This is a genomic window from Asticcacaulis machinosus (assembly GCF_028550435.1).
Taxonomy (GTDB): Bacteria; Pseudomonadota; Alphaproteobacteria; order Caulobacterales; family Caulobacteraceae; genus Asticcacaulis; species Asticcacaulis machinosus.
The window spans coordinates 981,271-998,625 of sequence record NZ_JAQQKV010000001.1; the positions used below are offsets into that span (position 1 = coordinate 981,271).

Below are 17,355 nucleotides of genomic sequence, written 5' to 3' on the forward strand. Positions count from 1 at the left end.
TATCCGGTAATCCCTCATTAATCTTGCGCACAGCTGCCTATTGACGCACTTTCGTCTTTGCAAAGCCGCATAAGGGCACTACATCCTAATCGTGCCCGATACTCTGTCCCCCGCCCCCGCTTTCACTGCTCATAAGCCCTATGACGGGCGGCTGGTGGCAGTCCTTGGCCCGACCAATACCGGCAAGACTCACTATGCCTTAGAGCGGATGATGGGCCATGCGACCGGCATGATTGGCCTGCCGCTACGGCTGCTGGCGCGCGAAGTTTATGACCGTGTCGTCAAGGAAAAAGGTGTGCACGCGGTGGCCCTGATCACCGGCGAAGAGAAAATTATCCCTAAACTGCCGTCCTGGTTTATCTGCACGGTTGAGGCCATGCCGCTGGAGCGCAAGGTTGATTTTCTGGCCGTCGATGAAATCCAGCTCTGCGGCGATACCGAACGCGGCCATGTCTTTACCGACCGGCTGCTTAATGCTCGCGGGCGGTATGAAACCCTGTTTATGGGCGCAAAGACGGTGGCGCCTTTATTTCGCAACCTGTTCCCCAATGGCGAAATCATGTTCCGTGAACGGTTATCGCAGCTATCCTACACCGGCCCGCGCAAGCTGACCCGCCTGCCCAAACGCACCGCCATCGTCGCCTTTTCGACCGAAAAAGTCTATGCGATTGCCGAGCTGATAAGGCGTCAGCGCGGCGGGGCCGCGGTCGTTATGGGATCGTTGTCGCCCAAGACCCGCAACGCACAGGTCGAGTTGTTTCAGTCCGGTCAGGTCGATTTTCTGGTGGCGACCGATGCGATCGGCATGGGCCTGAACATGGACATCGACCATGTCGCGTTCTCCGGCCTGACCAAGTTTGACGGTAAACGCACCCGCCACCTGTTTGCCCAGGAAGCGGGCCAGATTGCCGGACGCGCCGGCCGCTTTACCAATACCGGCACCTTTGGCGTCACCGGCGATTGCGATGACATGGACGAAGATCTGGTGGCCGCCATTGAGAACCACCGCTTCGACAGCCTGATGGCCGCCCAGTGGCGCAATCGTGAGCTTGAGTTTGCAAGCATTGAGGCCCTGCTGCGCAGCCTGACACGGCCGACGCCCTCTGCGGCCCTGATGCTGGCCAAGGAGGCACTGGACGAAAAGGCCCTGCGCCATCTGGTGCAGATCGACGACATTGCGGATAAGGTTCGCAATCCGGTCAGTTTGCGTACCCTGTGGGATGTCTGCCAGTTGCCGGATTTCCGTAAGGTCAGTCTGGATGAGCACTTAAAGACCGTCGAATTTCTGTTCTGGTCGCGGATGCGGCCCGATGGCTTTGTGCCGGAGGACTGGTTTGAGGAGCAGTTAGGCTACCTCGACCGGCTGGACGGCGATATCGACACATTGGCGGGCCGGCTGGCGGGGGTGCGCACCCTGTCCTATATCGCCAACCGGCCTAACTGGCTGAAACAGATTGAGTTATGGCGCGACCGCACCCGCGACCTTGAGGAACGGCTGTCGGACAAACTACACGAAGGGTTGATGAAGCGCTTTGTCGATGCCCGTACCTCGGCCCTGCTCAAGGTGCTCAATACCGACGATGACCTGAAACCCGAAGTCTCCCCTGACGGCGAGGTGCGCCTTGAAGGGCAACTGGTCGGCACCCTGCGCGGGCTGGAATTTACCGTCACGTCCGGGGAGAGCCTGATCGAAGACAAAACCCTGCGGCAAGCGGCCCACCGCGCCATTCGCCCGCTGATCAATGAGCGGCTCAAAGCGCTGGCCCACGCCAAATCAGGTGAACTGCGCCTGAAAGACAGTGGTGTGATCACCTGGAAAAACCAGCCGGTGGCGCGGCTTGAGGCCTCCGACTGGTTCTCCCCACGTATAAGCCTGCTGCAAAGCTTTGATCAGGCTCATCTGGTTGAAATCGCCACGCGCCGCCTGAGTGACTATGTCCGCCAGACCACCTTTAAGGAACTGAAAGCCCTTAAGGGGGTGCTGGACGCCTCAAAGGATGAAGCCGTCACCGCGCCGGTGCGTGCCATTGCCTATCAGCTTTATGAGAATGGCGGCGTGTTATTGCGCAATTCTGATACCAAACTGTCACCTGAAGATAAGACTACCCTGCGCACCCTGCATATCGCCGCCAACCGCTTTGTCTACAGCCTGCCCGACCTGAACAAGCCCAATGCCCGCCGCCTGTTGCAAGCCTTTGGCAAGGTCGCCGCTAAGGGCGACCACCCGGCCCGCGCCCTGAGCCTGAAAGGTCAGATCGACCTGCCCGGTTATGGCGTGGTTGTACTTAAGGTTCTGGATGCTGCCGACAAGGCGATGGACAAAGCCGTCTGGATCAAGGGGGCAGCCTATGTGCGCGATCAGGATATGACCGCCATTCCCGGCAACGCCCGTCAGGGCGATAAGCTGATGGCCGCGCTGGGTTATGCCAAGACCGACACTCGCGATGTGGCTGAAGGTGATGCCCGCACCGGCTGGCGCCCGAAAAAATCGGCTGATAGCCGCAAACCCAAACGGCCTGAACCGGAATATATCAACCCCTATTCGCCCTTTGCGGTGTTGCGGCAAAAGTGACTATACCGCCTGCGGCCCACGACGCAGGGTGAGCAACAGAATTGTGCCCAGAATACAGGCCGTGCCGATCCATTCATAGGCCCCGAATGACACCCCAAGCCATATGACCGCCAGTACAGTCGCCGCCAACGGCTCGGCACAGGCCATAAGGCTTGAGATGCGCGCCCCGATGACCTTCACCGCCGTCAGGTAAGCGTAAAACGGCACCAAAGTCCCAAACACGATGATAAAGGCCATAAAGCCATAGGTCTCAGCATCCCACACCCCGCTTACCTGCCAGGGCGGATACACAACCGCCAGCGCTCCGCCCCCGATCAGCATCCCCCAGCCAATGACCAGTGGTGCCCGATATTTGTGCATCAGGGCGATCGGCTGGATCGAATAAAACGCCAGCGCCAGAGCTGAACTTAATCCCCAGAACAGAGCAATGGGCGATATGTTGAGGGTGCTCAAATCCCCATGCGTCACCAGAAAATACACCCCAGCTACCGCCAGCACGATCGACAGCACCTCAAGTGGGCTGGGCCAGCGCTTTTCCTTGAGCGCAAACCATGCGGCGATCATCACCGGCCCGACATACTGAATGACTGTCGCAGTAGCGGCATTGGAAGCCTCGATCGCCGCAAAGTAAGTATATTGAACCGCCAGCATCCCCAAAAGCCCGAAGGCCAGCATCCGGCGGGCATCCTGAGGGGTGCGCCATATCCTGAAAATATCCCGCGGGTGACGAGCGGCGACAAAACCTAAGAACAGCACACCCGCGATCAGCATCCGCACGGCGACCAGCCACCCGACATTGATGCCTTTGTGTTCAAACAAAAACTGCCCCAGCGTGCCGGATACCCCCCATAGCAGAGCCGATAAAAAGGCCAGACCATAGCCCTGCACTGGGGAAATTTTCATAACGCTTACCTGTTACTCTGTGGGCCTATCATTCCGCGGGCGGCATACTACGTCTCCGCCAAAAGAACAATTGCCGGGCGAGGCTAAGTCGCACGGGTTTGATTTGACATTTGGAACATCCGGCCGAAGATAAAACATCAACGGAAAGGATTTAATGTCAGCCGATTTATTACAAAGTTGCCGTATTGATGTCTGGCTGTGGCGCGCCCGCTTTTTCAAGACCCGCACCCTGAGTGCGAAGTTTTGTGAGACGGGCCATATCCGCCTGATCCGATTGGGTCACACTCAGCGTGTGAATAAGGCCGGGGCTTTTGTTAAGCCTGACGACCAACTGGTGTTTGCTTTGGGTACCCGGCTGATCGACATCACCGTGCTGGACATGGGCGAACGGCGCGGCCCCGCCAGCGAGGCCAGGACACTTTACCGGCCAAACATGGCAGAGGCCGGATGGCCATAGCTGCACTTGCCACACATTCGCAACCACATGCGCCCATTAGCAAAATTAAACTTAAGGCACCCCAATTCTGCCTTGACAGTTGCGGTTCAAAAAAGCCAAGACGACGCCTATTCAGATGACTGCGTATTCTTGATGAGGCTAAAAGCGTTCGATGACCTATATCGTCACTGACCCCTGCGTAAAGTGCAAGTTCATGGACTGCGTGGAAGTGTGTCCGGTGGACTGCTTCTACGAAGGCGAAAACTTCCTCGTCATCAACCCGGATGAGTGCATTGACTGCGGCGTCTGCGAACCTGAATGCCCGGTTGACGCCATCAAAGCCGACACTGAGGATGAGCCCGACGGCAAGTGGCTGGAGATAAACTCGAAATATTCGCGCACCTGGCCGAATATATCGGTTAAGGGCACACCGCCGGCTGATCGCGAAGAGTTTGAGCGCGAAGAAGGCAAGTTCGAGAAGTATTTCTCCGAAAAACCCGGCGACGGCAAGTAAGCCGGCAATCTAGAATAAGGCTAAAATAGGGCTAAGAATCCCCTAAAAATCTTAGCCCCTGTTAATAAATCTTGCCTGCAACGCTTTATTTTTGCGCATTTTTGTGATAGATACGTGTCTGTTATGTCGGCAGCGCGCTCTATGGTGCTCGCCTGATACTGTTTTCTTCACTCCCCGCGCCTCTTAAATCCTTTTAAGGACGCATCATCGACAAAGGTCGGATGACAGGCTTGTCTTAGTCAGGAATTGGCACATATCCGCATGTCTTTAAACCCCAAACGGTTTGCAGGCATCGGTTTTTCTGTGCCTTAATTGCCCTCAGCGCCGTTCACGCACTGAGTTTGCATAACTGATACCTCAAAGACAACCCCGATCTCCCGCCTTGCCTTAACGAAAGGACCGCAATGTCGAACGCCGCTGCAAACTCCGATTACAACGTAGGTGATAAGGTCGTATACCCCGCTCATGGCGTGGGCCAGATCTCCGCTGTCGAGGTTCAGGAAGTCGCTGGCATGACACTCGAAGTCTATGTCGTCACCTTCGATCATGAAAAAATGACCCTGCGCGTTCCGACAAAAAAAGCCAAGACCGCCGGCCTGCGCCATCTGGCCGCCGAAGCCGTCATGTCTCAGGCCCTGACCACACTCAAAGGTCGCGCCCGCATCAAGCGCACCATGTGGTCGCGCCGCGCTCAGGAATACGAAGCCAAGATCAATTCCGGCGATCTGGTATCTATCGCCGAAGTCGTACGTGACCTCTACCGTTCAGGCAACCAGCCGGAGCAGTCCTACTCTGAGCGTCAGCTTTACGAATCGGCCCTGGATCGCATGGCCCGTGAAGTCGCCGCCATCGAGCAGATCGATCGCGACGCCGCCGTCGCCATCCTGAACAAGTCCCTGCACAAGGTCGCGGCCTAAGCCTTACCTGTCAGGTTGTTGATTTTAAAAGCCCTTCGGATCACCGGAGGGCTTTTTTAATGTCGCAAACCGGGCTCAAATTAGAGCGGAATGCCATTTAATGGAAACATTGCGCTCAAGCCGCCACTGAGGCGGCGGCCAAGGTGGCGGAGCCACCGCCCGGCGAGGGCTAAAAATAAAACGATATCATTATGTTTTCTCCTGAAAACATAATGATATCGTATCAATTGATATCAATTTAGTTTCATAAAAAACATTATTGCATTGCCGCAAAGCTGTGCTATAGCTGTCTTCAGATACCGAACGTCACTCTTCGATATCTAATCCCCTTGGAGTCAGGCCGCCGCTTCCCCTGCAGGCGGCCTGCCCTTCCAGGACGTTTTTCAAGTCTTCGGATTTTCGGGTTCGCTCCATTTGAGCGGACTCTTTTTTTGTCCGGCGACTGACCGCCGTGTAAGCATTCGTCGTCTTGCAAAAATCGCTATTTTCACTTGACCAGACGACGGCCTTTGCCTATACACCGCACCTCTTGCGTGAGGGAGACATCTCCCGCCGCGCCTAACATTATTTTCGACGAAGGTGAATCCTATGTCGCGTCGCTGCGAACTTACGGGTGTAGGCCCCATGGTTGGCCACTCTGTGAGCCACTCTAACATCAAAACCAAGCGCCGCTTCCTGCCGTCGCTGCGTCAGACCGCGCTTCAATCCGAAGCCCTGAACCAATCTTTCCGCCTGAAGATTTCCAACGCCGCCCTGCGTACGCTGGACTTCCGTGGTGGCCTGGATGCGTTCCTCGTTAAGGCTGACGATAATGAGCTTTCGCTGCGTGCCCGTCGCCTGAAGAAGCAGATCAAGGCAAAGCTGGCGGAAACCGCCGCCGCTTAATTGCCGGATATTCGTTTCAAAAAAACCCCCGAAGCTTTGCGCTTCGGGGGTTTTTGCATTTTGGATCAGTCCTTAAACGCCCAGTCAAAACCAAGCAAAAGGGTATATTCCTCATCTTCTGCGATTGGATCGCTGATGAGGTAGAGCCTGTAGCCGACCTCGGTGCGAATGGCTGATACGCCTTCATAATTGGCATAGGGCATGGGCGATGCAACCGTCATCAGTTCTCCCTTTGACACCAGCCGACCGCCTTCAAAGCGCAAATGGGTGAGTTTTGTGCGTGGCCCGGTCCACGGCGTATAAAACCTGTACAGTGCCAGAATATCGTTCGGCCGATCCGGCAGCGCGCTCAGCGACACCAGAGCATAGCCAAACCCCGGCGTCTTCGGCCCGCGAATCGCGGCGCAGTTAAAGGTCGACAGCGGACACAGCCAGAAACCGCCCGATTCGGCTCCAAGCAGTAAGGACGCCGCCCCTTGCTCGCCCATCAGCAGGGTCATGGCCTCAAGGCCTTCATTATCGGGCAGCGACGGCAGGTTTTGCAATGGCAAGCGCTCAGCGGCACCCCGGAACCCGTTGGCCTTGTACCGTAAAACCCGCGGTTCGCCTTCAAAGGCAATGTAATGATCGCCGGTGTGCTCATCGACCGCCAGGGCTTCGGCATCGGCCAGCACCTTATTGCCCAGAACCTGCCCATCCGTGCCGCGCAACAGCTCAAACGTCAGGGGCCCCCGCCGCTCACCGTTTGCAGGGATTGTAAAGGTCGCAAAGGCGCCGGCATCCGACACAGCCTCAACCATCAGCCCGTCAGGCCCGTACCTTGCCTTCAGGTCGGACAGACCGATAAACAGGTCCGTACCGATCGGCCTCAGCTTATAGCCCACGGCATAGGTAACCGCCTGAGGTTTAGCCCCCTCAACCGGCAGACGCTCAATATCGATAAAGCGTTGCGGCGTATCATAGGGTTGGGGTTTAGGGGTCAACAGCCCCTTCACCGGCTTGGCCAGAGACGCATAGGCCGCCAGACACACAAAGGCCGACACAAACATCAGGCTTAAACGCATGACACGTCCCCAAAATCGATTCTAGAGCATTTTGCGAAAAAGTGGATACCGGTTTTTCGCTTAAAAAATGCGTCAAAACAAAAGGCTAGAGCACATTTCGATTCAATGTGAACGAAATACGCTCTAGCATCGATGGCTAAAGATCAGCGCGTCTTCCCTGCAGATTTTGTTTTTTCCTCAAACAACTCTGCCAGCTTTTCGACCAGGGCGCCACCCAGATGCTCGACATCAATCAGGGTCAGGGCGCGTTTGTAATAGCGTGTGACATCATGGCCAATGCCAATAGCCGCCAGTTCAACCCGTCCGGAGGTTTCAATGTCGGCAATCATCTTACGCAGATGGTTCTCAAGGTAATGGCCATTATTGACGCTTAAAGTGCTGTCATCGACCGGCGCGCCATCGGATATCACCATCAATATCTTGCGCTGCTCCGGCCGGGCCAGCAGACGCGCGTAAGCCCATTGCAGGGCCTCACCGTCGATATTTTCCTTAAGCAGGCCCTCACGCATCATCAGTCCGAGATTTTTATGGGACCGCCGCCACGGATTATCGGCGGCCTTATAGATGATGTGGCGCAGATCATTCAGCCGGCCGGGTTGGGCGGGCTTGCCTTCACGCACCCACTTTTCTCTGCTTTGCCCGCCCTTCCAGGTCTTGGTGGTAAAGCCCAATATCTCGACCTTAACCCCGCACCGCTCCAGGGTTCGCGCCAGAACATCGGCGCACACGGCAGCGACCATGATCGGTCGACCACGCATCGACCCGGAATTATCAAGCAGCAGGGTCACCACCGTATCGCGGAACTCAGTGTCTTTTTCCTGCTTAAACGACAACGGCGCTGACGGGTCGATAATCACCCGTGTCAGACGTGAGGCATCAAGCACCCCTTCTTCGAGGTCAAAACTCCACGACCGGCTCTGCTGGGCCAGCAGACGGCGCTGCAAGCGGTTGGCCAGACGCGACACGACATTGGACAGATTAGCCAGTTGCTGATTCAGGAAGCCACGCAGGCGCTCTAACTCTTCGGCATCGCACAAATCTTCGGCGGCAATAATCTCATCATATTCGCGCGTATAGACATCGTAATCCTTGACGATGGGGGCGTCGTTATCAGGCCCCTGCCCTTCGTGCGCCTCACCGGCCTCACCATCGACCTCCTGATCTGATGAGGTCTCCGACATGGATTGCGGATCACCGTCCATCTGGGTGTAGTCATCCTGCCCCTCGGCGGCCTGCTCCTGTCCGGCAGCATCCTGATCGTCCTGATCGGGCTTGGCCTGATCATCGTCTTCGGTATCAGCTTCGGGTTCGTTTTCGGCGGAATCGTCCTGACTGTCCGGCCCCTCTTCTTCCTGGCCCTCGTCGTTCTTTTCGTCCTGCGCGTCCTGACTGTCGTCAACCAGATCGAGCGCTTTTAAGATATCACGGGCCTTCTGGGTAAAGGCTTTCTGGTCGCTTAAGACCTCCGTCAGTTCCCCCAGCCGGTCCCCCAGCTTGGCCTCCAGTTCATCGCGAAACAGATTGACAACCCGCTGAGCTGACGCGGGCACCGGATCGCCCGTCACGGCTTCGCGTGCGATCAGACCCATGACATCGGCCAGATTAAGATCGGATTTCTCCTCCTTGCGCGTCAGGCCGCTTTTTTCGAGATCGCCTTCTAAGGCTGCCCGCAAATTCAGCCGCACCCCTCCCATAGCCCGCGCGCCCAAGGCTTCGAGCCGCGCCTGCTCCAGCGCATCAAACACCTCACCGGAACGCTCATCCGCCGGGCGGGCACGGGCATGAATCGGCTCATTATGGTGGGCGACCTTTAGCGCCATCCGATCCGCGATACCGCGCACTTGTGCCGCCAGACGCGGAGCCAGATCGCGCGGCGGATTAGGCAGAATCAGGCGGTTGCCGTCCCGGCGCGGGCCATCGGGGCCAAACACGACCTCAAGCTCGGCATCCTCGGCCAGAGCGCGGGTGGAATGCACCAGCGCTTTGCGGAACGGATCAGACAGGACGGTAGGCTTTTGCGCCATAACTTACCTTGAGCCCCTCCCCTGATTTCAGGGGAGGTACCGCCGACAGGCGGGGGTGGGGTTAAAAGCGGTGCAGGTTAACCCCACCCGCCCTACGGGCACCCTCCCCTGCTTCAGGGGAGGTTCTAAAAATCAGATCACCTTAACTTTCAGCGCGCTCTCTTTCACATCCGCCCCAAACGCGCGTTGATAGAACTCCGCAAGCGTCGGGCGCTCAAGCTCATCAGTCTTGTTCAGAAACGTCAGGCGGAAGGCCACCTCAGGGTCATTGCCAAAGATGATCGTGTTTTGTGCCCAGGTGATGACCGTCCGCGGCGACATGACGGTCGATATATCGCCATTGGCAAAGGCTGAGCGGGTCATGTCGGCCACACGCACCATCGCCTCAATCAGCGACCGGCGCTCAGGAGTCGCAAACTCCGGCAGCTTAGCCAGCACGATCCCAACCTCGGCTTCATGCGACAGGTAATTGAGCGTCGTCACGATCGACCAGCGGTCCATCTGGCCCTGATTGATCTGCTGAGTGCCGTGATAAAGGCCGGAGGTGTCGCCCAGACCAATCGTATTGGTGGTCGAAAACAGGCGAAAGTACGGATTCGGACGGATGACCTTGTTCTGATCCAGCAGGGTCAGGCGCCCCTGCGCCTCCAGCACGCGCTGGATGACGAACATCACATCGGGGCGGCCCGCATCATATTCATCGAACAGCAGGGCCACCGGCCGTTGCAGCGACCAGGGCAGAACGCCTTCTTTGAACTCGGTCACCTGCTGGCCGTCTTTCAGGACGATGGCGTCTTTGCCAATAAGATCAATCCGCGACACATGGCTATCGAGGTTGATCCGCACCATCGGCCAGTTTAGCCGTGCGGCCACCTGTTCGATATGGGTCGATTTCCCGGTGCCGTGAAAGCCCTGCACCATCACCCGGCGGTCGTAGGCAAAACCCGCGCAGATGGCCAGCGTCGTCTGCGGATCGAACTGATAGGTAGGGTCGATCTCCGGCACATGTTCATCACGGTGGGAAAAGGCCGGCACCTTCATGTCCGAATCGACCCCGAAAAGCTCACGCACACTGACGGTGATATCCGGCGTCAGGGACAAGAGCGGATCGTTGAGTTCAGACATAATGAAACTTTCCGTAAAACACGTCGCGGGCATACCCGGAATATGGGTTTTCAGCTAAGACTTTAAGGGACAGGAAACAACCTAAAAATTCAATGATACGGGGTTTTTTTGACGCAGGCACAGTCCGTGTCATCAATCCTTTTGACAGGGGCGGTAATTGCCTTCAGAAACCATGAACCTGTTACCCGCCATTAGATTATGCCCCCCCTCACCGACTTACGCCAAAAAATCCGCGCCCTGTTCGACCATCCAGCCCTGTCGTGGCTGAAAGGTGAAAACGCGCGCCGGGATGTGTGCGGATTGTTGATCGTCTTGATGGCGTGCATGACCTATCTGCATAACCTCAATGACCCAAACAAAGCCTTCTGGGATGAGGTCTATTATGTTACCGCTACCGAGCGGTATCAGGAAGGTGTTGCGTCATATGCCTCGCACCCGCCGCTGGGGCTGATGCTGATCGCCGCCGGTGAAGCGATCGCCGGTAAAAATGACAAAATCGATACCCACCCGCTGGCCCTGACCAAGAAAACCCAGAAGGAAACCCCTCTGCCGGACGGCTACAACTTCTACGGGGCGCGGCTGATGTCGGCCCTGTTTGGGGTTATGGGTGCTTTCGTATTTTACATGATCATGCTGACCCTGTGGAACCGGGCGATGACGGCCTTTGCGTTCAGCTTGATCTATGTGTTTGAAAACGCTTATATCGTCCATTTTCGTGCCGCGATGCTCGACAGCTTTCAGTATGTGTTCGTCATGGCCGCCGTGTGGGTATTTCTGCAATTGTTCCTGAAACGGATCGAAAAACCGGCCCAAAGACTTGGCATGTGGTATGCGGCGTTCGGAACGCTGATCGGCCTTGCGGTCATGGTCAAGGTCAATGTCGTGGTGTTTGCAGCCCTCGGCGGGTTCCTGATCCTGCGTGATGCCTATGATCATCGTGCCGAACTCAAGGCCTATATCCCGCGCGCGCTTAAGGCCTCGGTTCTGATGGCGGCGACCTTTGTGACTGTGATCGCCGCGGTCTTTACGCTGCATGTGCTGATCAATCCGAACAATCCGCCCCCCGAAAGTGCCGCCGGTAATTTCGATCGCCAGCATATGCCCCAAAGCTATCAGGACTATCTGGCCGGTGAACGCCCGCTTACGCCGCAGATCGTGTGGGATGCCACCCGCGGCTATTACAGCTTTATGAACAATGACTTCACCCATATCGTAAAGACTGAACCCAATGCGTCGCACCCCATTTTGTGGCCGCTGATGTCAAAGGCGATCACCTACCGCTGGGACTCCTCTAAGGGCATTACCTCCTACGTTCAGATGATCGGCAATGTCGCCCAGTGGCTGACGGCCTTTGTGGCCCTGTGGGTCGCGCTGGTGATGATCATGCGCCGCCTAAGCGGCACCAGTCGCTATCTGAAAGGGCCTGAATTTTCCCGCGATATGAACCTGCTGATGGCGTTCATGGCCATGTATGCGGTGTTTATGGGCGCGCACATGTATCTGGGCACCAAGCGGGTCATGTATATCCACCACTATATCCCGGCCCTGAGTTTAAGTTATTTCATTCTGGCCTTGGTGGTCAAAATCGGCTTTCAGCGCTTTAAGGTCGCCGTCAAATGGCAGGCCGCCAGCATCGCCGCTATGCTGGCCGTATTTCTGATCAGCTTTGCCTTCTACAGCCCCCTGACCTTCCATAAGCGGCTGACGTTAAAGCAGTGTGAGATGCGCAACGTGCCGCTCAAAGTCGTCAATTGCCACGTCCCTAAGGCGAAAAAACCGCCCACACCCGCGGTATCTTAAGGCTTTATTTAACATAGCACCGGCATAGTTAGCCTATCTCACAGACGGGCAACGGCGTCCGCGGTTCAGAGAAAACCTCCCCTCCCCACGCGAGTTTTTCCCATGCCCTCTATCGCCGCCGCCACTACGGGCGCGCCGTCAATGACGCCTGCCTTTTCCTCCACCACCCTGATCAATCTGGCTGGCCGCCAACGTATGCTGAGCCAGCGTATCGGCCTGCTGCTGATGTTGCGGGCTTCACAAAGCGCCACACCAGAGCTGGCGTTTGAAACCGACCGCACGCTTGATGCGGCTATCACCACTTTTGAAGCCAGTTACGCCCTGATCTGCGACGGTCGCACGGACGTAAGCCAGCCGGTCACCCCCTTGCCGCACCTGAAAGCGCTTCTGGCTTCCAACTGCCGCAATCATCCGCAAAAGACGGTGCATCAGCGCTTTTCAGACTTTATCGCAACGGCCCGCCGCTGGGCCGAAGACCTGCATAGCGGGCGGGAGATCAATCCGCTTCATCTCGGCTTTTTTGTCAGTGACATTACCGGCCCGATACTGGAGCGGATCGCCGATACCCTGACCGCTATTGAGGCCGATATAGCTGACATTGAAGCCGGTCAGGCCGCCGATGCCGCCAAAGACCGCGCTCGGGTAATGAAAGCAGCCGAACAGATCGCTACTGCCGCCAATGTGGCGCGCATGATTTCCTTCAATGCCCGTATTTCCGCCGCCCGCGCGGGTGAATTTGGCCGTGAATTCACAGCCCTGACCAATGAGATCAAGGCCATATCGGATGATATTCAGGCCGCGTCGAAAGACATCGTCGCCTATATGCAGGCCGGAACAGTTAGCCGGCAAACACGACCGTAACGCCGCGCTTTTTGAAGAAGGACTGCATCAGCTTGCGGCCCTGACGGTTGTTCTGGGCCAGACGGTTCGGTTCAAAGGTGGCCTCTTTTGCGCCTTCGCGCGCCATAGCGGCCTTGAGGGCGACGATATGCTCTTCCAGTCCGACATTGTCAGCGATCAGCGACGCATAGATGTTTTCGATCGCATCGTTCAGGCTCAGGTCGGTCATAAAGGGCTCCGTCAAAATATCAGTTGCCGCTCATAACGCAGGTTGCGCGCAAATCAAAGGTCATCATGTGAAATGGCCTTCTTTTTGTGATAGATGAAGCCCCAGGCCAGCGCCAGAATGACCAGAATAATCCCGGCATTCAGCCATGCCGCCTGCGGGCCATGCCCCACTACCGGCTCCAGCAGGTATTTGACCAGATGGAAAATATAATAGCTGACGGCAAAAACCGACAAACCTTCGACCAGCCCCTGCATCTTGATCTGCAAGGCCGAGCGCAGGTTCATGCTTTTGAGCAGATCCTGATTTTGCAGATCCAATCCGATGCTGATCTTGGCGCGCAGCAGGTCTGAGGCCCGGGCGATACGCGTGGAGAGGTCATCCAGCCGCCGGAACGCCGCCTCGCAGGTGCGCATGGCGGGCGTCAGGCGGCGCTCGATAAATTCCTGCATGGTCGAAAAGCCCTCTACCCGCTGCTCCCGCAGGGCGCTGAGGCGGTCCATGGTCAGGCGGTAATAGGCTTCGGTCGCGCCTTGGCGGAAACGCACATCATTGACGCGGGCCTCAACCTCTGCCGACAGGGCCAGAAGCTGATCCAGAATATCGGCGCGTGATGGCTGATCACCGGCCATGTCGCCGGTGATACGCGCCAGTCGCGCCTCGGCCTCCGGTAACCACGCAAACAATGTCCGCGCCACCGGAAAGCCCAACAGCGCCAGCTTGCGGTAATTACCGATCTCCAGCAGGGTCTGTAGCAAACGCGACAACTCGTCGTTTTTCAGCCCCTTGTCCTGTACATAGATGCGTCCGGCGCCCGGTTCGTTCTCTTTTGGGTGCAGCCTGAAATCGCTCCAGATACGGGCCGCACCTCCGAAGACATCGCAGCACACCGCCTGTTGCAAGCCGATGAATTGATTAAGATGTTCAGGCTTGGGCGCATGGGGCAGGACCGCGATTTCGACGCTGCGGAACACCTCACCCGCTGCCCCGTCTAGCCATGCAAAATCGGCCGCCGAGATCGCGTCAAACCCCAGACTGGAACGGCCATAGGCTTTGGGCGTGTCGTGGCTGAATTTCAGCCAGGTCGAAAACTCACCGTGGCGCTCCCACATCGCCCCGCCCACATCGTCCGTGGTCGCCAGCCGCCAGCGCTCGGCCGCACCGGAGCCCTCGGCATCAAGACTGTCGACCCATGCGGTTTCCGCCGCCCGCGCCGCAGGTGACACCAGATAAACCCACGACCGAAGCGTTACCGGCGAGCGGGTAATTGGGATTTCGCGCTCGTGCATCAGGTCGCTTAGGGGCTGACGCAAGGGATGGTCATCGGATACGGCGGGGCTTGGCATGGCTGACCTTATGGTTAGGTTCTTGAGGCCCGATATAGCCGCGTTTCACGGCAAGCACCCCATCACTTCCGGCTACGAAACGCAACAATTGTCTGACAATTATTGCGCCATCAGACTTTGCTGTGGCCCAAGATAATAAGGCTTCAGGCCGCCAGTATCGATCACCAGCTTCTGCACCACCACATTCCCATCAATGCGCCAGAATTTAAGCGTATGCACCCCAGCCTTAAGTCCTTTCAGCGGCACCTTGACCACATGGGCATTGTCGGACACCGCCTTGTTCCAATCCGGCTGATCGGGGATGAGATTAAAGCTTTGCACCAAGACCGGCCCGTCATCGATCGAAATGCCAAACTTCAGTCCGCCCTGCCCGCGCGTATCCAGCGTCGGCACCAGATAGATATGCAATTCAGTATCCGCATCCTTGTTCAGGGTCAGGTCGTATTCAAGGCGCATCCCCTTTTTCGGATCAGACGGCGCAGCATTCTGAGGCATGGTGATCACCGACGACAGGGTGCGCCCCAGATGGGGAATGACTGTCCATTGCGCGTCCCTGCCATCTACTTTACGCGCGAAATGCTCGGCCTCGATTGAGACATAGCCGTTGCTTTCGACAAAGCCCTTACCTTCAGGTTTTTTTATACTGACTGGGTCTAAGTCCTGCACATGATAAATCCCATAAGGGACCCGCTTGACGTTGGGCATGACCTGCGTATCCGGCTGCTGCCAGTTCGTATAACCAATATGGGTCTGAGACATCATATGGTTCCACTTGCCGCCATTCAGCATATGATAACGGGCGCTGAGTTCAGCATCCTTTACAAATAAGGCCTCAGCCTTGTCCGCCAGGTAATTCGCCCCAGCATCGTTATTGTCGGCCGCTTTGCGATTCCGTGCTACTGTCCAGTATAGATCATAGAGATTTTCAGTCGCTTCGACCGGATATCCGATCAATTGGTACCAGGCATCCGAATAATCCCCCGGCAGGTTCGTTGCCGTCTGGGCCGCCCGTTGGCTCAGGTCGTGCCAATCGTAATACAATCTGCCTGCATCCCTATACTGTGCCATGATATCCACATCCATCAATTCGGGCTTCCGGCGCGCCGCCAGTTGGCTATAGCGGGTCAGGATTTTGCCAACGCTTTGCGCATACTGCTGCCCAAACTGCTGGGCGGCCCAGCGTTCGGGGTAAGCTTTTAACGCTTCCGGTGTCATAGCCTGCGGGTTCCAGGCCATGTCCATAAAGAACGACAGCGGATATTCCATCGGCTTGATGTCACCGACATTGACGATCCACAGTTGATCGGCACCCGACGCATAGGCCAGATCCATCTGCTGCCAGGTCTTTTCGATCTGGTTGGTGTTCAGCCATTTGTAATTGCGCGGCCCACCTACATAGTCAAAGTGGTAGTACACACCGTAGCCGCCATTTCTTTTTGCGCTAACGCTTTGCTCCTTGAGCGCAGGCAGCCTCCTTATTTGCCCCCAGTTGTCATCGGCAAACAGCAGGATAACATCGTCCGGCACGCTCATACCCTGATCGTAATAGTCCTGCACTTCCTTATAGAGCGCCCACACCTGCGGCGTCTCTGAGGCCGGTTTGCCGGTGACCTCGGCAATGATTTTGCGCTGATCGGCCACTATGGTTTCCAGTAGTTGCGTGGCCGTGCCTTCGGTCATGGCTTCGTCGCCGTCACCGCGCATGCCTAAGGTGATGATATTGTCGCGTAAAGCGCCGTCACCCCGCTGAATGCGTTCAATCCCGCCCTTCCAGAAGGTGCGCAGATTGGCCGCATTGGTGTTATAATCCCACTTGCCGCCGGTAACGCCCTTGTCTTTATTCCTGTGCCATTCGTCGTGGGCGCGCGCCATAGGCTCATGGTGGGAGGTGCCGATAATCACCCCCATCTCATCGGCCAGCACCGTATTGCGCGGGTCGTCATCATTGAACGCCTTACCCCACATGGCCGGCCACAGATAATTGCCTTTCAGGCGCAGGTTCAGCTCAAACACGTGCTCATAAAGTTTGGCGTTGATACCGCCGAACTTTTCACGCGCCCAGTTGCCAAAGGCCGGTTCTTCGTCATTGATGAAAAAACCGCGATATTTGACCTTGGGCTGATCGTGCACCGCGCCCGCCGTCACATAAACTTCCGGCTTTTGCGCCACCGGTACATCGGCCCACCAGTACCAGGGCGCCACGCCAATTTTTGCCGACAGGTCATAGGTGCCAAAGATCGCCCCACGCCGATCGGAGCCCGCAATCACCAGAGCCTGCCTGACACCCGGCATGGGATTATCAACCACGATTTGGGTATAGGCTTCCCATTGGCCGCGCACATTATCAATATTGATTTTCTTGTCGGCAATCAGCTTATCAATGACCGGACTTTGCCCCATGACACCGATGATCACCACCGGCCCTTTGACCTTAGCCGCGTCGGTAATGAGGCTGGCCGCATTTCCACTCACCCGCCCCAGATCGGCCTGAAAATCGTCAGCCGCATGACGCACGGCGCTGTCAGCACCGGAATCAACATAGACGGCGACCGGCTGTCCTTTGCGGATCAGGGGGAAACTGCCCTTGGCTGTCTGCTCGCACACACTTACCGGCGCCTCGCACGCCACCGCCGCCCACGGCAACAATAACAACCCTAAGGATATCGCAGCGATCTTCATTGGCATTTTCCCTATTGTGTCTTT

At 56.8% G+C, this 17,355-nt stretch carries 14 protein-coding genes; 7 read left to right on the forward strand and 7 right to left on the reverse strand.

Features of this window, described 5'->3' with window-relative positions:
• Window positions 1–91 precede the first annotated feature (91 nt).
• Window positions 92–2,572, forward strand: coding sequence for a helicase-related protein (locus tag PQU98_RS04735; protein WP_272743729.1), 2,481 nt, complete (start codon window positions 92–94; stop codon window positions 2,570–2,572).
• On the opposite strand, the gene PQU98_RS04740 is transcribed toward PQU98_RS04735, so the two are convergent.
• Window positions 2,573–3,475, reverse strand: coding sequence for a DMT family transporter (locus tag PQU98_RS04740; protein ID WP_272743730.1), 903 nt, complete (start codon window positions 3,473–3,475; stop codon window positions 2,573–2,575). It abuts the gene before it with no gap.
• Between the two features lie 154 nt (window positions 3,476–3,629).
• Between PQU98_RS04740 and PQU98_RS04745 the strand changes: the two genes are divergently transcribed.
• The 4 genes from PQU98_RS04745 to rpmB all read left to right on the forward strand — a co-directional run bounded on the left by PQU98_RS04745 (window position 3,630) and on the right by rpmB (window position 6,227).
• The gene (locus PQU98_RS04745; RefSeq protein ID WP_272743732.1) at window positions 3,630–3,932 is read left to right on the forward strand and encodes an RNA-binding S4 domain-containing protein; all 303 of its coding nucleotides are present in this window, start codon (window positions 3,630–3,632) and stop codon (window positions 3,930–3,932) included.
• 151 nt (window positions 3,933–4,083) lie between these two features.
• Window positions 4,084–4,425, forward strand: coding sequence for a ferredoxin FdxA (fdxA, locus tag PQU98_RS04750; RefSeq protein ID WP_272743733.1), 342 nt, complete (start codon window positions 4,084–4,086; stop codon window positions 4,423–4,425).
• Window positions 4,426–4,829: 404 nt separating this feature from the next.
• Complete coding sequence (locus tag PQU98_RS04755) at window positions 4,830–5,342, forward strand: CarD family transcriptional regulator (protein WP_272743734.1); 513 nt, start codon at window positions 4,830–4,832, stop codon at window positions 5,340–5,342.
• A 588-nt stretch (window positions 5,343–5,930) separates the two neighbouring features.
• A complete protein-coding gene (gene rpmB / locus PQU98_RS04760) occupies window positions 5,931–6,227 on the forward strand; it encodes a 50S ribosomal protein L28 (protein WP_272743735.1) in 297 nt (98 codons plus the stop codon).
• A gap of 65 nt (window positions 6,228–6,292) precedes the next feature.
• Here the strand turns inward: rpmB and PQU98_RS04765 are convergent, their stop codons facing one another.
• The 3 genes from PQU98_RS04765 to cobS form a co-directional block, all read right to left on the reverse strand.
• On the reverse strand, window positions 6,293–7,291 hold the full coding sequence (locus PQU98_RS04765) for an esterase-like activity of phytase family protein (RefSeq protein WP_272743736.1): 999 nt from the start codon (window positions 7,289–7,291) through the stop codon (window positions 6,293–6,295).
• A gap of 143 nt (window positions 7,292–7,434) precedes the next feature.
• Complete coding sequence (gene cobT, locus PQU98_RS04770; protein ID WP_272743737.1) at window positions 7,435–9,315, reverse strand: cobaltochelatase subunit CobT; 1,881 nt, start codon at window positions 9,313–9,315, stop codon at window positions 7,435–7,437.
• A 132-nt stretch (window positions 9,316–9,447) separates the two neighbouring features.
• A complete protein-coding gene (cobS, locus tag PQU98_RS04775) occupies window positions 9,448–10,440 on the reverse strand; it encodes a cobaltochelatase subunit CobS (RefSeq protein WP_272743739.1) in 993 nt (330 codons plus the stop codon).
• Between the two features lie 198 nt (window positions 10,441–10,638).
• On the opposite strand from cobS, the gene PQU98_RS04780 reads away from it, so the two are divergent.
• Complete coding sequence (locus PQU98_RS04780) at window positions 10,639–12,240, forward strand: phospholipid carrier-dependent glycosyltransferase (RefSeq protein WP_272743740.1); 1,602 nt, start codon at window positions 10,639–10,641, stop codon at window positions 12,238–12,240.
• Between the two features lie 102 nt (window positions 12,241–12,342).
• Complete coding sequence (locus PQU98_RS04785; RefSeq protein ID WP_272743741.1) at window positions 12,343–13,101, forward strand: type IV pili methyl-accepting chemotaxis transducer N-terminal domain-containing protein; 759 nt, start codon at window positions 12,343–12,345, stop codon at window positions 13,099–13,101.
• Here the strand turns inward: PQU98_RS04785 and PQU98_RS04790 are convergent.
• From PQU98_RS04790 to PQU98_RS04800, 3 genes are all read right to left on the reverse strand, one after another.
• Window positions 13,079–13,309, reverse strand: coding sequence for a hypothetical protein (locus PQU98_RS04790; protein WP_272743742.1), 231 nt, complete (start codon window positions 13,307–13,309; stop codon window positions 13,079–13,081). The genes PQU98_RS04785 and PQU98_RS04790 overlap by 23 nt on opposite strands.
• Before the next feature lie 53 nt (window positions 13,310–13,362).
• Window positions 13,363–14,652, reverse strand: a complete 1,290-nt coding sequence (locus PQU98_RS04795; RefSeq protein ID WP_272743743.1) for a DUF3422 domain-containing protein — start codon at window positions 14,650–14,652, stop codon at window positions 13,363–13,365.
• A gap of 99 nt (window positions 14,653–14,751) precedes the next feature.
• Window positions 14,752–17,331, reverse strand: a complete 2,580-nt coding sequence (locus PQU98_RS04800) for a glycosyl hydrolase 115 family protein (protein ID WP_272743744.1) — start codon at window positions 17,329–17,331, stop codon at window positions 14,752–14,754.
• Window positions 17,332–17,355: the final 24 nt, after the last annotated feature.